Raw genomic sequence first — 15,282 nt, forward strand, 5'->3', positions numbered from 1 at the left:
TTTTCCTTCATCGGTGGGGGAGAGGGAGCGGGCGACACGACGATGCGGCGACGCCTTACTCCGGGGGCGGCGCAGGTTCGGCGACGGCGTCTGCCCAGGGGGACATGATTTCGCTGGCGCCGAAATTCTCGCCGGCCTGGCGCATGACGCCGACGGGGCAGGCGAAGGAATGGGGATAGACGGTCCGGGGCGCGGTCACGACGCGGTGTCGGTCGGACAAAGCAAGGATCACCTCGGCCGGCAGCGCCGCATCGGCGATGACGGTCGCTCCGCCGCTGACGTCGATCCGCGGCTGATGGAAGGCCGCCTCGAGGCTCATGGCATTGTCGACGAGGAAGGACGAAAGCTGGGCGATCGCCGGCATGATTTTTCGCCCGCCCGAGGCGCCGATGGCAAAGCGCGCTGTTCCGGTCTCGCCGATCACCGGGCAGACGTTCATCAGGCAGCGCTTTCCCGGCGCCAGGGAATTGGCATGGCCGGGCTCGGGATCGAACCACATGATGCCGTTGTTGAGGAGGAGCCCCGTCCCCGGCGAGACGACGCGGGCGCCGAAGACCGACAGCAGCGTCTGCGTCATCGCCACCATGTTGCCGGCGCGGTCTACGACGGAGAAGTGCGTGGTGCAGGCAGGGCTGTGCGGCGCCTCGTTGTCGCCGTCCACGGCCAGCCGCCGCGCATAGGCCGAAGCCAGCGCATCGGCCAGCGCCGCGTAGCTCGCGGGGCCGGGACCGTCCGCCGCCGGCGCGAGCGTTTGCGACAGCTGCGAAAACACGTCGGCGAAAGCCGGGCCGGCCGTCAGCGCCGGTGGCAGATAGAAGCCGCCGCCGCGGTAGGGCGTCCGCTCGATGGCGGTGAGGCTGGCGCGGTAGGCGCGCAGGTCCCCGAAGGACAGCGATCCGCCTTTGGCGGCGATGTCGGCCGCGAGCTGCCGCCCGACCTCGCCGTCGTAGAACTCGCGGAAACCCAGCTCGCCCAGGCGATCGAGCGTCGCGGCCATCGCGTCGTTGACGATCCGACGCTCGGCCAGCGGCGTGGTGCTGGCGAGCGGCGGCCACTGGCCGTCGTCGAGAAACAGCGCGGCGGCGTCGACGTCGCGGGAAAGCGCGCGGGTGGCGGAAGCCAGCATGAGCGCGGCGTACCAGTCGACCTCCAGACCCCGGCGGGCGAGAGCGGCGGCGGGCGCGAGAAGATCACGCCAGGGCATCGTGCCGAAGCGCGCATGTGCCTGGCCAATGCCGTCGACGACGCCAGGAACCGCCACCGCGCCGGCGCCCTCGACATTGCGGTCGCCGACCACCGCCTTCCAGGGAAAGAGATCCGAGGCCAGACCCTGGCCCGAAAGGGGATAGTCGGCCGGGTCGAGGGCGGCCGGGGACCGCATGCCATAGTCGATCGAATAGGCCCGCTGCTCGGCCTCGCGCCAGACGATCATCGTGCCGCCGCCCGCCGGTCCGCTCATCCACGGCTCGACGACGCCCAGCGCGAAGGAGGTGGCGACCGCCGCGTCGACCGCGTCGCCGCCGGCGGCCAGGACCTCGGCGCCAACCTCTGCCGCCAGCCCGCTCTGCGCGGCGACGATGCCGCCGGAAGAAGCGACGGCCGGCTTGCGGACGATCTGCGTCGGCGTCCGCACGTTCATGCGCCGTCCGCACCGCTGGCGCGCCGTTCCGCCGTGGCGGAAGCGTCGTGGGGTTCCCAAGTGCTGGATCTTCGCGATATCATAATGCAATATCCATAACCGTATTATGCTAAGGTTACGGTCGAGATCGCAGAATAGTCAACCAGCTATCCTGCCCAAATAATGTGCGCTGCAACATGAGGACTGCCTCTTGGATTTACCGAACCCGCGCCAGGACACTCTCTTCGTCGCCTCGCTGGAGAAGGGAATGCGGGTCCTCGAGGCCTTCGGCGAGTCCCGCCCGGAAATGAGTCTCCAGCAGCTGGCGGCGGCTGCCGGGCTCGACAAAAGCGCCACGCAGCGCTTCGCCAACACGCTGCATCGCCTCGGCTATCTCGCCAAGGATCCGGTGACGCGGCGCTACCGGCCGGCGATCAAGTGCCTCGAACTGGCCAATGCCTATCTCTGGTCGGAGGAACTGCTGCGGGTGGCGATGCCGAAGCTGATCGACCTGCGCCAGGCCATCGGCGAGACGGTCAATCTCGCCATCCTGGACGGGGACAGCATCGTCTACGCCGTCCGCCTGCCGAACGCGCGCACGAGCTTTACCGCCTCGATCATCGGCCGACGGATTCCGGCCCTCAACACGTCGAGCGGCCGGGCCATGCTGTCGCTTTCGGAGCCGTCGGAGCGCCGGCGCTGCGTGGAGGAATGGCCGATGCGGCGCTATACCGCCCACACGCTGATGGACCGCGGCGCGATCCTTGCCCTCGTCGACGAAGCCGCCACGAAGGGCTATTCGATCGGCTTCGACGAGATCATGATCAACGAGATCGGCCTTTCCGCCGCAATCCGCGGCAGCGGTCGCACACGGGCGGCGATCCAATGCTCGCTCTCGGCCACGCACTGGGACACGGCCCGGATCGAACGCCTGATCATCCCGCCGCTGATCGACACGATCAACTCGTTCTAGGGCGCCGGACGCGCCGCCGCGCGAAGTTCAGACCGATCGCACTCCGTCGCATGCCGGCGGACGACCCTGTGGATTCCGGTGGCGCCATCAACCAGTGCGTGTTAGTTTCGCTCTGGGATTGCATAGTCTGTGATGTTGCGGGTTCGGGCCGTGCCTGGCGCACCGCCGGCGCCGACGGGCGGGCGACGTTGAACCACCCCGCGGTGGGGTGGGGACGCCCCGGCGAGGGAGCGTGCGGGCGATCCCGCGCCGTCCGCGATGTCCGAGACGAATGGGGGAGCCCATGGTTGTCGAGCAGACCAAGGCTGTGGCGCAGACGAAGTCCGCGGAGCAGACCGGGCTCGCCGTCGCGCAGCCCCTTGTCGGCGTGGTGCATCTCAGGCCGTTGCCCGGCGCGCCGCGCTTCGACGGCGATACCGGCCGTCTCGTCGCGCAGGCCGTGTCCGACGCCGAGGCCCTGGCGGAGGGCGGCGTCGACGCCGTCATGATCGAGAATTTCGGCGACACCCCGTTCTTTTCCACCGTCGTGCCGCGCGAGACGATCGCGTGGATGACCCGGGTCGGGATGGAGATCCGCGCCCGGATCGCGCTGCCGCTCGGGGTCTGCGTCCTGCGCAATGACGGGCGGGCTGCTTTGGCCATCGCGCACGCCATCGGGGCGAGCTTCATCCGCGTCTGCATCCTCGGCTCGCCGCGCGTCACCGATCAGGGGCTGATCGAGGGCGATGCCTGCAATCTCCTGCGCGACCGCGCCCGGCTCGGCGCCGAGGTCAGGATCTGGGCCGATGTCAACATCAAGGATTCCTATGCCCTGGCCCCCTCCTATTCGTTGGATCGCGATGCGGCGGACCTCGTCGCGCGCTCGCATGCCGACGCGCTGATCGTCACCGGCGCCGCGACGGGGCTTTCGATTCAGGACAGCCATCTCACCCTCCTGCACGGCAAGGTCGGGGTGCCGGTCCTCGTCGGCAGCGGCGTGACCGAGCGGTCGGTCGGCGGCCTCGTCGGCCAGTGCGACGGCTTCATCGTCGGCACCGCGCTGAAGGACGGATCCGAGCCGGACGCCCGCATCAGCGCCGAAAAGACCCGCGCTTTGCGCAACGCGCGCGACGCCGTACTGGCCTGAGGCGGTTGCCCCGCGAGGCCGCCGGCGCCGGAGCGGCCCGCCGACTGTCGTCAGATCCAGGATGCGCCATCCCGGCCGAAGCCCGCCGGTCCGTCCAGGACGACGTCGTCGCCCGTCGGGCAACCCCCGATCAGCCCCGCTCCCGCTGCGCCAAAGCGAGGGCAGCGCCGATGTCGATCAGGCCCCAGCCCGTGGCGATGTTCGGATAGGGCGGGCCGGAGCGCCCCCCTTGCGCCGAGATCCCGACGTCGATCCGCCGCGCCGTCTTCGCCAGGATCGCCTTCACATCGGCGCTGCCGAGATCCGGCCGCACCTGTAGCAGGAGGGCGGTTGTAGCCGAGGTCTGGGCCGAGGCCGAGGAGGTGCCGCTGATCACCGCCCAACCATCATTCGGCAGGCCTCCATCGCCTTGCGGATAGGCGTGCTCGGCGAAATAACGGTCGATCGTCGAGCCGGGCGCAGTCGGCAGAGTGATGTAGACGCCGTTTGGCGCGGGGCCGACGAGGCCGCAAATGTCCGGAACGGCCCGATCGGCGAAGAGGGCGCTGACATAGCCGCTGGCATAGTCCGAAGCCTGGTACAGCCCATTGGCGTCGACATAGGCGCCGCCCGCCGCCAGCCCCGCGGGGACCTGCGGCGGGAAGATGATTTTCTGGTTGCCCGCCGCAAAGACCGCGACGATCCCGTCCTCGACGGCGGACGTGATCGCGGCATAGACGGCCTTGTCATAGGGCGTCATGTCCGGCCCGGTGACGAGGTGGCCCCAGGCGTTCTGGATGATCTGCGGCCGCGGGGTCATGGCCACTGCAGCCTTGAAGGCGGCGAGCGAGAGATCGTCGGTGGTCTTGATCACGCGGAGCCTCGCGGCAGGCGCGATCGAGAGGATCGAGCCTGCGACCATCGTGCCGTGACCCAGCGTGTCGATGTCGGGGCCGTGAATGCCCGGTCCCAGCATGAGCTCGATCTGCGCCTGGCGCTCCGTGAAGAAGGGATGGCTGACGTCGCAGCCTGAATCGACCACGGCGATGGTGATGCCGTCGCCATCATGGCCGGAGAGCGACGCCACGGTGCCGTTCAGGGCGGTGAGGATGTCGACCGGTGCGCGCAGGCAGAAGAACGGCGTCGGCGGGGGAAGGGGCGTTGCACCGTGCAGCGCGGTGCGCGGCACCGGGGCGAGGCCGGCAAGGACGCTCGAACCCTCGGGCACGACGAGGTCTCGTGCGCTCTGCCCGCGACCGAGGCCGGCTTGCCGCGACCAGCCCGGCGGCGCCTGCACGGTGAGCGAGAAGGGATTTGCCGCCAGGACGGTCAGGCCCATCGCGGCGACCTCCTCGTGGAGTTGCCGCGTCAGAGCCTCCGGCGCGCGGAAGGGTTCCAGCCCGGCACGCGGGTCGGCATCCCCGTCGAAGAGGCTGCTCCCGTCCGCCCGGCGATGCGTCGCCTCGAAGACGACGGCCTTGTCCGGCTGTTCGGCCGAAGGTGCCGTGGCAGGTTGCTGGCGCTCCATCGCGCTTCTCCCTTCCTTCGCCGGCGGTGGCATGGGAATTGTCCCAGCGCCTCGGCTCCCTCCTGCGGGCGGCGCACGGAGGCGCTCACGCCTCGCTGAGCGTGTGGACGTCGACCGTCGCCGGCCGGTTGGCGACGCGGGTGAACCAGTAGCGCCGGACGATGCCGCGACCGATCAGGCCATCAAGCCAGGCGGTCGCGCGGCCGGGGTCCTGCGTCACCGAAAAGCAGACCGGCCCCATGCTGCTCATGCCGATGGCGTCGATGCCGTTGTCGCGGGCATGGGCGACGACGTGCTGGAGCCTGTCGTTCTGCAGCTCGATCTGCCGCCGTTTGAAATGGCTCTCGAAGGTGATCGCGTTCAGCGCGTTGCAGAAGGCGCCGTAGTCCTGTTCGGCGACGGCGGGCGCCAGGCGCATCAGCACCATGTGGGCGGTGCGGTGCGACTCCTCGGCCGGGATCGGCAGCGTGTCGCGAAAGAAGTCGAGTTCGGCCTGGCCGTGGATGTGCTCGCCGTCCGGCAGGATCATCAGGAGCGGCCAGTCCGGGAAGGGTTTGGCGATCAGGATCGGCGGACGACGACCGGGACCGGCATAGCGGCTGGGCAGGAGATAAGCGTTCGGCGCCTGCGCAAAGCCGGGCGGCGTGGCGTGGCCGCCGTCGACCAGGAAGCCCCCGGTGTCGATGAGATTGACGGTGCCCCCCGAGGTCCCGGCGCGGCCGGCGACTTCGGCGAGACGGTCGGTCGGCGTCGCCATGCCGTGGACCGCCGCATAGGCCTTGCCGACGGAGAGAAGCGTGTTGGTCTTGGAGCCGAAGCCGGAATGGGTCGGAATCGGCCTCTCCACCCGCACGCGCACCGCGCCGCCGCCCAGCGCCGCTCTCAGCTTCATCAGATAGGCGAGGATGATATCGCGATACTCGCCGAGCCCCGGGCCGTCCTCGACGGCCATCTCGGCGGAAGGCTCCACCCGGCAGACGAAGCAGGGATTCTCGACGACCATCGAGGCCATGCCGTTCTTGCGGCCGCTGCCGCCGGTGAGATCGATCAGTGTGAAGCTGAGGCGGCAGGGCGACGAGACGGTGGCGACAGGCTGGGGCATCCCTAAGCTTCCCTCGGCTGGCGGCGTCGCCGCTAGATCTTGATGACGATCGGCTCCTTCAGGCCCTCAGGCGGCAGGAAATCGAATTTGAGTTCCAGTTCGCCGGCGTCCATCGCCGCTGCCAGGACGGTGCCCTCGACCGCGCGCAGCTGGGCGGTGAGCCGTTTCACCAGTTCCTCGACCCGCGGCCGAAAACAGTGCGGCGCGTAGCGGAGCTCCAGGGCGATCCGGAGGAGGGGCGTCTCGCCCGCCGGCTCGTCGTAGCGAACGGCCATGGTCGGCAGCGAGCCGATGCTGCGGTCGAGCGCGCAGCGCACATTGGAGAACCAGTCGTAGAGGCGGATATCGGGGATCGGCGAGAGGATCTCGTTCAGCACCGCCGAGAACACCAAGTACTCCCGCCTTCCCCCGCGCTCCCTGGCGATCACGTTCCTCTGCTTGCCGAGAAAGCGGAAGGTGAGATGCGGCGTGTCGTCCCGCCGCGTGCGCCAGACAAGGTCGCCGGTGTCGTAGCGGATGAGCGGATGCATCTGCACCCAGGGCGCCATACCGGTTAGGCACAGCCGGCCGGGCCCTTCCTCCACCGACCGACCATGGTCGTTGACCACTTCGCCAAAGATTTGCGCATCCAGCACGAACTCGTCGGACAGGCCGAGGCGGGACGCGCCGCCGATCAGCTCGGTGAGGGTGAAGCGGTCATTGATGAGCGTGCCCCAGGACTCCGCCAGGAAGTCCAGCCAGTGCCGGGCGACGAAATTGCCGGTGATGTTGACCGCCTGCAGCTGGAAGCTGCGGGGGTCGATGCCCTGTTCCAGGAGGTAGCTGGTGAAGAAGAGGATGTGGTGCTCGAGGCCGGCGAGGATCTTGATCCGCGAGGCGTGTCCGGGAATGCGGTAGGTGCGCTGGAGCACCCGCACCGCGTCGCGGATCAGCGTGTCGTCGGTGACGCCGCCGTGAAATCCCTTGCCGAAGCCGGGGATCGGTACCGGCATGCCGTGGTTCACATTGGGAAAGGACAGCGACAGCGGCAGCGTGCCGATGCGCTGGCGCAGCGGCTGGAACAAAGCGGTGAAATAGGCGCCGATGAATGCCACCTCGGCATAGGACTTGTGGATCTCGATCGGCATGCCGGTGGTGCCGGAGCTGTGGCAGATCTGGCGCAGCTCCAGCCGGTCGGACACGATCTCCTCGGCATGGGCCACGGCGATCCGGCGATCGATCACCGGCAGGCCGGACAGATCGATCGGCGTTCCCGGTTCCGGCAGGGCCAAGGACTGGTAGATGTCGCGATCGCGATAGAAGGCGCAGTTCTCGCGGGCCTGCCGGAGCGTGTACTGCATCAGCCAGGCCTGGACGACATGGGTGGCCGCGGCCTTGAGCGGATGCGATCCGCTCAGCCGCTCGACCAGGCCGGCCAGCCCCGCGGCCGTCGGCGCTTCCACCGCCTCGAGCCTCTCGGCGAGCTCCGCGGCGAATTCCGGTTCCGCGGCGGGGCGACGGAGGGATAGGGACGCCAAGGGCAGCTCCTCGATTCCTCGAAGGTGAAACGATGATTCCGACGGGAAAGCAACGGGTTGTGCTGGTCTCTTGACTGAAATGAGAAGGGCGCAAAGGCCAGGACCGTCGGCGCGGCGACTGCCGAAGCTAAACCAGGCGGACAGCATAGGCGGACAGCATCTGCCGACCCGTTCATGCGCCCAGGGCCGGCGAGGGAGCGCGGTCCGAGGGCATACCCAAGGCCGCTCCCTCGGGGACTCCCCCGGCGGGACCCCCACAGCAGGGGCTCACTCAGGTCGATGCGGCCACCGCGGCCCGGGCTATGCCCGTGGCAATGAATCGCCCGCTCACGCGCGCGACGCCGTCATGGTGACGCCGGCGTCTGAGCCGCTTCGGGCCTTGGTTCAGGCCTTGGCCGACGCTGCTTCCGCGACGTTTTCCGCGGCGCTTTCGGCCGCGCTCTCGGCGGCATTCTCCGCCGCGGCTTCCGATGCGGCCTCGGCGCCGAGCTCGGCAACGGCCTCGGCGGAGACCTCGCTCGCCGCTTCGCTGGCCGCCTCGAGCGAGGATTCCGCCGACGTTTCCGCGGCGATCTCGGAGGTCAGGCTGGCGGCGATCTTCATCGCCTCGCCTTCCTCGACGCTGTTCTTCGTCAGAGTGTCAGATACCCATCGAACCAGGTCTTCCAAGGCAACCTCCTCATGGATCGCGAAAGGATGAAATGAGGGTAGCAAACCCTGTAAAAAAATCAACTGGAGATAGTGATTGGATAGAGAAAAAACCTTAGCGTGCATGCTAGGCTTTCAGCGCGGGCGCCGCTCTCGAAACCGGGAGCGAGCGGCTAGGGCGATCCCCGGCACGGATCGTCCTTCGCCCGCCCATGCCAGGATGCAGAGGGCGCAACGCAGACGTGCCGGTCGCTTCAACGCCCAAAATTTCAGTGCTCTCCTACCCGGTCGATCGGAGGACGACGATGTTGCAGCATGTGCGAAGCGAGGGTCTCGGCGTGTCCACGCAGTTTGCGTTGCCGATGCTGGTGGCCCGCGACGAAGGGCTCTACGCGGACGAGGGGCTCGACGTGACCTTTCATGAAAACAGGCAGACGCAGGCTTTGCCCGACACGGTCACGGATCCCGGGCAGGTCAACGCCATCCGGACGCATGTGCCGTTCGAGGAGGGCGATGTGAACATCTACCGCGCCTGCGAATGGGGGCAGATCCGACGCGCCCATGACAGCCGGCGGGGCGGCAAGATCATCGGCAAGCGTTCGTGCATCGCCGTGATGGCGCTGGTCTCGGCGCCGGGCTCGAAATACACCCACCCGCAGACGTTGCGCGACGCGCCGATCTCGGTCAGCTTTCACAACGGCAACCACTACGCGACCCTGCAGATGCTGACCGGCTTCATCGAGCGCTCGGAGATCAACGTCGTCGGGCAGCACCACAAGACGGGCCTCGAGGCCGTGCGCAGCGGCCAGGTGGCGGCGATCGCGCTGACCGAGCCCTGGCTGACCGTGGCCGAGAAACAGGGTTTCCAGAAGATCATCGAGACCCATTATGCCGGCTCGGAGATCGCCGGTCCCGAGGTCGATGCCGAGACCTATGCGGCCCTCCGCCGGGCCGAGATCCGGGCCATCCGGATGATCAACGCGGACAAGAAGCGCTATCTCCACTACCTCATCGACTCGCTGCCGGAAGGGGTGCGCGAGACGATCACGCCCGACGACTTCCACCTGCCGCGTCTTCGCTTCGTCGAACCGGAGCCCTACAGCCGCGAGGAGTTCGAGCGCACCTATGCCTGGATGCGCAGTTGGGATCTGATCGCCGGCGACATCGACTATGCCAGCATCGTCGACAACCGCCTTCGCGAGGACAGCACGGCGGCCTGACCGGAAGCGGGGTCGGGGCACGCTGTGCCCCGACCCTCGCAATCTCAGATCGGTTCGCACCGATCCAGGAGGTGGCGCCATTTGTCGTGGCTTCCCCCGTGCCGGGTCGCCAGCCTCGGTACGCCGTCGATGCCGACGACGACTTCCGCCGCCGGCGGGATGTTGAGGAACTCCATGTGCTGCGTGGCGCAATAGGCGCCGACGTCGAGGATCAGGAGATGGTCGCCCGGGCCGACGCGCTCCGGCACGGCGTATTCGCCGGGAAGGACGTAGTCGTGGCGGAGAATGCCGCGCCCGCGGACGAGCGCCGACACGGTCTCTCCGGTCAGCGGGCGCATCGTTGCATCCAGGGACAGCACGTTGTGGTTGCGCTCCTTGTATTGCGCCGAGGGCATCAGCACCCGGCTGACCATTGGTCAGGACGCGGTTGGCGCCGGGGTGCCGGATGAGCTGGCGCTGCACCGACAGGAGCAGCACGCCGACGTCGCCGAGGAGGTCGCGGGCCGGCTCGAACCAGAAGGAGACGTCGGCCGGGATCTCGAAGCGATCGGCCAGTTCCCGCAATTTCCGGAAATAGTAGTCCCATCGAAAATGCTTGGCGTCGGTCGACAGCGTCTCGTAGGCGAAGCTGAACCCGCCGGCGAAGTTGATGGCCTTCGCGTGCGGGAAATAGGTCTTGAAGATCATGAACACCTGCTCGACGATGCTGAGCATGGTGTGCACCGAATTGCCGCTGCCGCAGTAGAGCTCGAAGCAGTTCAGCTCGCGTTCGTGCGCCTTCAGCAGTCCCGAGAAATCGTGGAGCTCGTTGTATTTCAGGCCCGGCTTGCCCGAACTCAGGCTGTCGAAGCGGACGTTGATCGGTGCATTCGGTGCCGCGGCGATGAGGTGCGCCACCTCGTCCATGCTCGACAGGAAGAGCGGCTCCCCGGTCCCGGCCCAGAACTCGATCTCGCCGTCGCTGATATGGCCGGTCGAGACGATGAACTTGTCGAAGCCGTGGCGCCGCAGCAGCTCGTATTCGCTGGGCAGCTGGATCAGGACGCCGACGTCCAGATCCTTGAAGGCGCTGACCACGTGCGGATTGGAATTGGGAAAGAACGGGACGTAGAATTCGACCCGGTCGAGCAGCCCGGCCGCACGGGCCGCTTCCTGCATGCGCTCGACATTCTCGACGAGCCGGGTCTCGCTGTAGACGAAGGCTGGCGTCCCCACTTTGTCGGCAACGGCACGCAGCGTCTCGTCACTGATCCAGGTCGTCGGTGTCAACCGGGTGAACTCGGTGGATATGGCGGAGGCATCGTTCATGAGAATCTCCCATTTAAATCCGTGCGTTGCAAATGTCGGCCCGGTTGCGGCCCGGCCGGCTGCCCCTTCCTGACGACCGCCGCGACGGTCGCCGAAATCGCTCCCTGCCGCCCAGCCTGAGACGCAGGCTGGGCAGGAACGGCGTGGTCTGCGGCCGCCTCGTCGCGCCGCCGGGGCCAGCCGCGATGGCCGGCGATCTCATGGGTGGCGCGCCCTGAGCCGCGGTGCCGTGTCGGTCGCCTCGGCCAAAGCGGCGGCCGCCTGCCGCGCGGCGAGGCCGAGCGGCCGCGCCTGCCAGATGGGCTCGCCGGTCCAGCGTTCGCAGAGCGCGCGGTACATCTCGGCGGCGGCATCGAGCAGACGCGGAGGCAGGGGCTGCGGGACCGGCCAGTGCGCGCGCGCGACGCCGCTCGCCGCCAGCCGCTGGATCTCGGCCTCGAGGCCGAAGCGGTGATAGTAGTCGCGCAGCACCTGCTTGGAGACGTCGAAGCCTTCGTGCTCGAAGCGGTTCTCGTCCGGCGTGCCGGCGACATCGACGAGGAGGAGCTCGCCGTCCTCGTCGACACCGAACTCCAGCTTGCCGTCTTCGAGGATCAGGCCGCACGCCTCGGCATGGTCGCAGAGCACCGAATTGATCTCGAGCGTCATCGCCTTGAGCCGTTCGAAGAGCGTCGGCGACAGACAGGAGAGGGCGCGCGCTTCCGCACCTGTGACGAAGCGGTCGATGTTTTCCAGCTTGGTGGTGAACTCGATGATCGGGCGGGAGAGGGCCGTGCCCGGCGGCGGCAGGCGGTCGAGGCCGATCTCCTGCGCGGTCAGCCGGCCGGCCGCCACGCGCCGGTAGACCGAGGCGCCCGGACCCAGCCGGTTGCGGTAGATCACCTGGAGCGGCACGAGACGGGCTGTATCGCCCATAGACAGCTCGCCCCTGGCCGGGTCGAGGACGTTGAGCAGCCGGATCCTCAGCGACGTCGGCGACACTTTGCCGATCAGGTGGGTCCGGATCCCGGCGCGCTCGATGATCTCGAGGCTCGCATGACCCATGCGCGCGATCACCTCTCCCTTGTCCGGGATCCGGTCGGGCATCTTGCTGAAATGGAAGACCGAATAGTCGTCGGTGAAGTCGAAGATCCCGATGCCGGCCCGGGCCGGCGCAGGCGCCACCAGAAGACGGAGCGATTTCGTCGACCACCGCTTCATGGCACCCCCCGCGCCCCCTTGCCGGTTCCGCCTTGCCCGCGGCGAGCGGCTCGCGCCATCGCGCCGGCGCCGGGGCGGTGCGGGCGACGCCGATCGTGGCGACGGGCGCGGGGCGGAGGATCGGATGGGGACGCGGCGTGTCTCAATGCGGATCATCACGAGCGAGGGCCGAAAGGTGCCTGGGTCCGCGTCGGACAAACGATCCCGCGTCCCGGGGTTGAGCTGACGTCCAGATTGTGTTTATCGTTCTATAACACCTATAGCGTGTATATCTACCTGGTTGGTCGAAAACTGCAAGACCGTTGTGGGCCCTGATCCGCAGTCCCGGTCGCGGAGGTCGGCGAAGGCAGGTTTTCGCAAGGCGGGCCGCCGACCGCCGGGACGCTTGGTTCCAGGGGGTGGTCGGGGCCTTGCTGGCCGGAGGAGGATGATCCGTGCCCGAATTTCGCGTCGGACGGCAGGACGAGTTCGCAGACGGGGACAAGCGGCTGATGATCGTCGGCGGCGTCGAGGTCGGACTTTTCCGGCTGGACGGCGACATCTTCTGCTGGCGCAACATCTGCCCGCATCAGGGCGGCCCGGTCTGCCAGGGCCAGGTTTTTCGGCGCGTGCTCGACGTCATCGACGAGAGCGGTCAGCAGCGCGGGCGCACCTATCACGACAGCGACAAGAACATCGTCTGCCCCTGGCACGGCGCCGAATTCGATATCCGCACCGGCCGCCATGCCGGGACCGGCAGGCTGCGCCTTCGCGCGGTCGCCACCGAGATCAGGGACGGCGAGGTGTATCTCCATGTCGACAGCGACCAATAATCCCTATGCCGAGATCGACGACCTTGCCGAGCGGCTGCTGGCGATCGCCACCGAAGCGCTGGGCCATGGGGAAAGCGACCTGGTCTCCGACCGGGCGGTCCGCCGGCTGATGACCGCCGCGGTCAAGCTGTACGCCGGCAAGGCATTGCTCGAGGATCGGCGCTTCCGCGCCCTCGAGGGCCGCTACGACGAGGTGGTGACGCCGACTGAGGCCCTCATTGCCACCACCGAGATCCTGCGCGCGCTGCGGCTGGGGCCGGTGGAGTTCGGGCTCTGGTCGCACCGGCGGCCGGAGGAGGATCACCTTAGGGAAACGGTGGACGAGGAAGTGTGACCTGGACACGCCCGTCACGCCGCGCGACAAATCGATCGACGACATCGATAGCCACACCGACACCCGAGCCTATCTCCGTAAGTCGCGCGAGCACGCGCGCCGGCACGGCTATGACCGCTGGACGCTGGTCGACGTCGACGCCCATCACGTCGAGTCGATCTCGTGGAAGGAGATCGTCCGCTACATCGAGGACCCCGTCCTGCGGGACCAGGCCGAAGCCTATCACGCCCAGCGCGTCGGCTCGCCGCCCTACGGGCTCGTCGGCGATTTCGGCCTGAGATACCAGGACTGCGGCGGCCGCATCCCGCACCAGTCCGACCAGCGCGAAGCGATCGAGCCGGGAACGCACCGCGACTTGGTGCTCACGCGGCGCGCGATGGAAGGCCTGGCCGCCGCCTACATGGTCGTCTTCCCGACCTCCATGCTGTTTCTCGGCATGCACCCGCAGCCGCAGATGGAGGTGGCGCTGGGACGGGCCTACAATCGCTGGGTCGCCGAAACACTTCTCTCCCGCGACAACGGCATCATCGCGCTCGCCTTCGTCCCGTTCAACACGCCGGAGGCGGCGGTGCGCGTCGTCGAGGAGAATGCCGGCAACGACCGCGTCGTCGGCTTCATGGTCACCTCGACCCGCTACCGGCCGGTGCACGACAACGTCTATGCCAGGCTCTACCGGGCGATCGAGGAATCCCGCAAGCCGATCGCCTTCCATGCCGGCTACCACTGGCAGGACCCCTCGCTCGCCACCATTCCGACCTTCCTCGGCATGCACGCGCTAGGCTTCGTCTGGTGCAACATGGTGCACATGACGAACTGGATCCTGCAGGGCATTCCCGAGCGCTTTCCCAAGCTGAACTCGCTATGGGTTGAAAGCGGGCTCGCCTGGATCCCCTTCCTCATGCAGCGGCTCGACGACCAGTTCCTGATGCGCCAGTCCGAGGCGCCGTCGCTGAAGATGCTGCCCTCGGAATATATGGCGCGGCACTGCTGGTACTCCTCGCAGCCGATGGAACGCAGCCATCCCAAGGCGCTGGCGCTGACCTTCGAGATGATCCGGGCCGAGACCCAACTCCTGTGGTCATCGGACTGGCCGCACTACGATTTTGACACGCCGGCGGTGATCTACGACCTGCCGTTCCTCGGCGAGGCGGCCAAACGCAACATCCTCGGGCGCAATGCCCAGCGCCTGTTCAACCTGCCGGATCGGCTGCCGCCCGGCTAAGCCGGCGAGACGATGGCCGCCTTGGCCGCCAAGTGGTAGCGCCGGACCTTGTCGAGATCCTTGGCATGGCCGCCCTCGACGTCGGTCTTGGTCTTGGAATCGACCCCGGCCGGACGAACCGTGGCGATGGCTTCCGCGACATTGTCGGGCCCGAGGCCGCCGGCGAGGAGCACCGGGCAGGAGACCGCCTCGACGATCCGCCGGCTGATCGCCCAATCATGCGTGACGCCCAGCGCCCCGAACTTCTTGTCGCCCGGTCGGACACTGTCGAGCATCAGGAAATCGACGAAGCGGTCATGGTCGCGGGCGATGGCGACGCTCTCCTCGCCGACCACGGGAATGCTGCGCATGACCAAGATGTTGGGGAACCGCTGCTTGATCAAGGCGACATGCCCCACCATCAACCGATCGACGTCGGCGCCGAGATGCACGATGGGTGGCGCGAGAGCGGCGATCCAGGCGCAGATCCGATACATATGGGAATCGAGGAAGAGCGCGGAGAATTTGGAGGGTGCCGTCACCGCCGCCATCACGACCCGGGCCTCGGCCACCGTCAACTCGCGCGGGCGGCTGCCGTCGCCGACCTTGGCGCCGACATGGTCGATGCCGATCCGGGACACGGCGGAAGCGGTCTCTGCGTCGATCACCTCGTAGATCTGCGTCAGCATCGCGTTTAATCCTCGCTTGGCTTCCTC

Annotated in this window: 15 protein-coding genes; 7 read left to right on the top strand and 8 right to left on the bottom strand. The window is 67.8% G+C overall.

Going from position 1 to position 15,282, the window contains the following annotated elements; all coding sequences use genetic code 11:
* Positions 1–55: 55 nt before the first annotated feature.
* A complete protein-coding gene (locus tag IEX88_RS14020) occupies positions 56–1,639 on the bottom strand; it encodes a gamma-glutamyltransferase (protein ID WP_188851677.1) in 1,584 nt (527 codons plus the stop codon).
* 190 nt (positions 1,640–1,829) lie between these two features.
* Here IEX88_RS14020 and IEX88_RS14025 point away from each other — a divergent pair, with 190 nt between their 5' ends.
* Both IEX88_RS14025 and IEX88_RS14030 read left to right on the top strand, forming a co-directional pair.
* Complete coding sequence (locus tag IEX88_RS14025; protein ID WP_244640175.1) at positions 1,830–2,591, top strand: IclR family transcriptional regulator; 762 nt, start codon at positions 1,830–1,832, stop codon at positions 2,589–2,591.
* 283 nt (positions 2,592–2,874) lie between these two features.
* Entirely contained in the window at positions 2,875–3,717 is an 843-nt protein-coding gene (locus tag IEX88_RS14030) for a BtpA/SgcQ family protein (RefSeq protein ID WP_188851679.1), read from the top strand.
* Positions 3,718–3,847: 130 nt separating this feature from the next.
* Here the strand turns inward: IEX88_RS14030 and IEX88_RS14035 are convergent, their stop codons facing one another.
* The 4 genes from IEX88_RS14035 to IEX88_RS14050 form a co-directional block, all read right to left on the bottom strand.
* Complete coding sequence (locus tag IEX88_RS14035) at positions 3,848–5,224, bottom strand: S8 family serine peptidase (protein ID WP_188851681.1); 1,377 nt, start codon at positions 5,222–5,224, stop codon at positions 3,848–3,850.
* Positions 5,225–5,309: 85 nt separating this feature from the next.
* Positions 5,310–6,326, bottom strand: a complete 1,017-nt coding sequence (locus IEX88_RS14040) for a beta-ribofuranosylaminobenzene 5'-phosphate synthase family protein (RefSeq protein WP_188851683.1) — start codon at positions 6,324–6,326, stop codon at positions 5,310–5,312.
* 32 nt (positions 6,327–6,358) lie between these two features.
* A complete protein-coding gene (locus IEX88_RS14045) occupies positions 6,359–7,843 on the bottom strand; it encodes a phenylacetate--CoA ligase family protein (RefSeq protein WP_188851684.1) in 1,485 nt (494 codons plus the stop codon).
* 384 nt (positions 7,844–8,227) lie between these two features.
* Entirely contained in the window at positions 8,228–8,512 is a 285-nt protein-coding gene (locus IEX88_RS14050) for a hypothetical protein (RefSeq protein WP_188851686.1), read from the bottom strand.
* A 284-nt stretch (positions 8,513–8,796) separates the two neighbouring features.
* Here IEX88_RS14050 and IEX88_RS14055 point away from each other — a divergent pair, with 284 nt between their 5' ends.
* On the top strand, positions 8,797–9,711 hold the full coding sequence (locus tag IEX88_RS14055; RefSeq protein ID WP_188851688.1) for an ABC transporter substrate-binding protein: 915 nt from the start codon (positions 8,797–8,799) through the stop codon (positions 9,709–9,711).
* 44 nt (positions 9,712–9,755) lie between these two features.
* Here the strand turns inward: IEX88_RS14055 and IEX88_RS14060 are convergent, their stop codons facing one another.
* Entirely contained in the window at positions 9,756–10,049 is a 294-nt protein-coding gene (locus tag IEX88_RS14060) for a hypothetical protein (protein WP_188851690.1), read from the bottom strand.
* Positions 10,050–10,071: 22 nt separating this feature from the next.
* On the opposite strand from IEX88_RS14060, the gene IEX88_RS14065 reads away from it, so the two are divergent.
* The gene (locus IEX88_RS14065) at positions 10,072–11,139 is read left to right on the top strand and encodes a hypothetical protein (protein ID WP_188851692.1); all 1,068 of its coding nucleotides are present in this window, start codon (positions 10,072–10,074) and stop codon (positions 11,137–11,139) included.
* Between the two features lie 78 nt (positions 11,140–11,217).
* Here IEX88_RS14065 and IEX88_RS14070 read toward each other — a convergent pair whose 3' ends face one another.
* Entirely contained in the window at positions 11,218–12,219 is a 1,002-nt protein-coding gene (locus IEX88_RS14070; protein ID WP_188851694.1) for a phosphoribosylaminoimidazolesuccinocarboxamide synthase, read from the bottom strand.
* A gap of 434 nt (positions 12,220–12,653) precedes the next feature.
* On the opposite strand from IEX88_RS14070, the gene IEX88_RS14075 reads away from it, so the two are divergent.
* The 3 genes from IEX88_RS14075 to IEX88_RS14085 are packed head-to-tail and all read left to right on the top strand — an operon-like array spanning position 12,654 to position 14,587.
* Entirely contained in the window at positions 12,654–13,031 is a 378-nt protein-coding gene (locus tag IEX88_RS14075) for a Rieske (2Fe-2S) protein (protein ID WP_188851696.1), read from the top strand.
* Positions 13,012–13,365: a hypothetical protein gene (locus IEX88_RS14080; RefSeq protein WP_188851698.1), complete on the top strand. Its 354-nt coding sequence runs from the start codon at positions 13,012–13,014 to the stop codon at positions 13,363–13,365. Before IEX88_RS14075 ends, IEX88_RS14080 begins: the two co-directional genes overlap by 20 nt.
* A complete protein-coding gene (locus IEX88_RS14085) occupies positions 13,250–14,587 on the top strand; it encodes an amidohydrolase family protein (RefSeq protein ID WP_244640176.1) in 1,338 nt (445 codons plus the stop codon). Before IEX88_RS14080 ends, IEX88_RS14085 begins: the two co-directional genes overlap by 116 nt.
* Here IEX88_RS14085 and IEX88_RS14090 read toward each other — a convergent pair.
* Complete coding sequence (locus IEX88_RS14090) at positions 14,584–15,255, bottom strand: phosphoribosylanthranilate isomerase (protein WP_188851700.1); 672 nt, start codon at positions 15,253–15,255, stop codon at positions 14,584–14,586. The two genes, IEX88_RS14085 and IEX88_RS14090, sit on opposite strands and share 4 nt — an antisense overlap.
* Positions 15,256–15,282: the final 27 nt, after the last annotated feature.

It is taken from the genome of Aureimonas glaciei (genome assembly GCF_014643375.1).
In the GTDB taxonomy this organism is placed as follows: Bacteria; Pseudomonadota; Alphaproteobacteria; order Rhizobiales; family Rhizobiaceae; genus Plantimonas; species Plantimonas glaciei.